Source organism: Acinetobacter sp. UBA2063 (assembly GCF_002333245.1).
In the GTDB taxonomy this organism is placed as follows: Bacteria; Pseudomonadota; Gammaproteobacteria; order Pseudomonadales; family Moraxellaceae; genus Acinetobacter; species Acinetobacter parvus.
The window spans coordinates 1-1,503 of record NZ_DDAH01000217.1 but is presented as its reverse complement, the minus strand read 5'-3'; the positions used below and the strand labels follow the sequence as shown (position 1 = coordinate 1,503).

The 1,503-nt window shown below is 42.4% G+C and carries 1 protein-coding gene; it reads left to right on the top strand.

Annotated elements, in window-relative coordinates:
* The first annotated feature begins 237 nt into the window (after positions 1-237).
* A complete protein-coding gene (gene ftsY / locus B4H32_RS10340; RefSeq protein ID WP_004680916.1) occupies positions 238-1,359 on the top strand; it encodes a signal recognition particle-docking protein FtsY in 1,122 nt (373 codons plus the stop codon).
* Positions 1,360-1,503: the final 144 nt, after the last annotated feature.

Below are 1,503 nucleotides of genomic sequence, written 5' to 3'. Positions count from 1 at the left end.
GCTGTTTTAAGACATTCCAGCATTCGCCGCGTAGACTACCTAAAGCTTTTGAATGCCTATCAATTTGAATCAAACCGTATTAAACAATATCCAGCAATGAAACAAGAGGATGAGTAAGTTTTAATCGACTCATTTTTCATTTATAAATGAATGATTTGGCCCAGTCGGGAAAAAGAAAACAATTTGTGCTAGACTGTCAATCTTTTTAAAAAGCTGCTTTATTCTCAAGGAATCGACATGCAACAGCAATCGAATGTGCAAAATAAATTCTTGATAGATGCTGACATCGGTGATGATGATGTCACATTGCCGAGTTTACCTGCTGTCGATATTCCCATTATTGAACCAGTTGTAAAAACCACAGTTGCAACATCTGCACCCACGCCTGTAGAACAACCATCAACGCCAGTCTTTGAGCAGGATGACACAAAATCTGCTGGTTTCTTTGGTCGTATGAAAGATGGCCTGACCAAAACCCGCCGTAGCTTTACTGATGGTATGGTCAATATCCTGATCGGCGGTAAAGAAATTGATGATGAACTGCTGGAAGAGGTCGAAGAGCAGTTACTGGTTGCAGACATTGGTGTTGATGCGACCAAAACCATTATCGCCAATTTGACTGAAAGAACCGCACGTGGTGACCTGATTTATTCACATGCATTGTATAAAGCACTACAGGAAGAACTGGTTGCCTTACTTGCGCCACGCGTAAAGCCCTTACATATTGACCCGAATAAATCGCCTTATGTGATTTTGATGGTGGGTGTCAACGGTGTGGGTAAAACCACGACCATTGGTAAACTTGCCAAGCGTTTGCAGGGTGAGGGCAAGAAAGTCATGCTCGCCGCAGGTGATACGTTCCGTGCAGCAGCGACTGAGCAATTACAGATCTGGGGTGAGCGTAATGACATTCCTGTAGTGGCTCAAGGACATGGTGCTGACAGTGCTTCAGTAATTTTTGATGCATTTGAAAGTGCGCGTGCCAAAGGCATTGATGTACTGATTGCCGACACCGCAGGGCGTTTACAAAATAAGGCCAACCTCATGGAAGAGCTGAAAAAAGTTAAACGTGTTATGCAGAAGATTGACGCAACTGCACCACATGAGATCATGCTGATTGTAGATGCAGGTACAGGCCAAAATGCCATTAATCAGGTTCAACTCTTTGACGAAGCAGTGGGTTTAACTGGTATTACCATTACCAAGCTGGATGGTACAGCCAAAGGTGGTGTGTTATTCAATATCGCAAGCCGTACTCATGTGCCAATTCGCTATATTGGTGTGGGTGAGAAGATTGATGACTTACGTCCTTTCTCGGCTAAGTCTTTCGTTGCAGCGTTGTTTGAGACGGATAAATAGAGAATGTTTGGTCTTTATCATGCATAAAAAACATCCAGCTCTAAGCTGGATGTTTTTTGATTGGGTATTGATTAGATTTTGCAGCTTTTGCTCTTTTGATAGATTTTGATATTTTCTAAATCAGTGATGTGGTTCCGTTAATTA

Bases quoted from the DNA above. Each gene is read 5' to 3' on its own strand.
- ftsY (WP_004680916.1), top strand. From the start codon at position 238: ATGCAACAGCAATCGAATGTGCAAAATAAATTCTTGATAGATGCTGAC.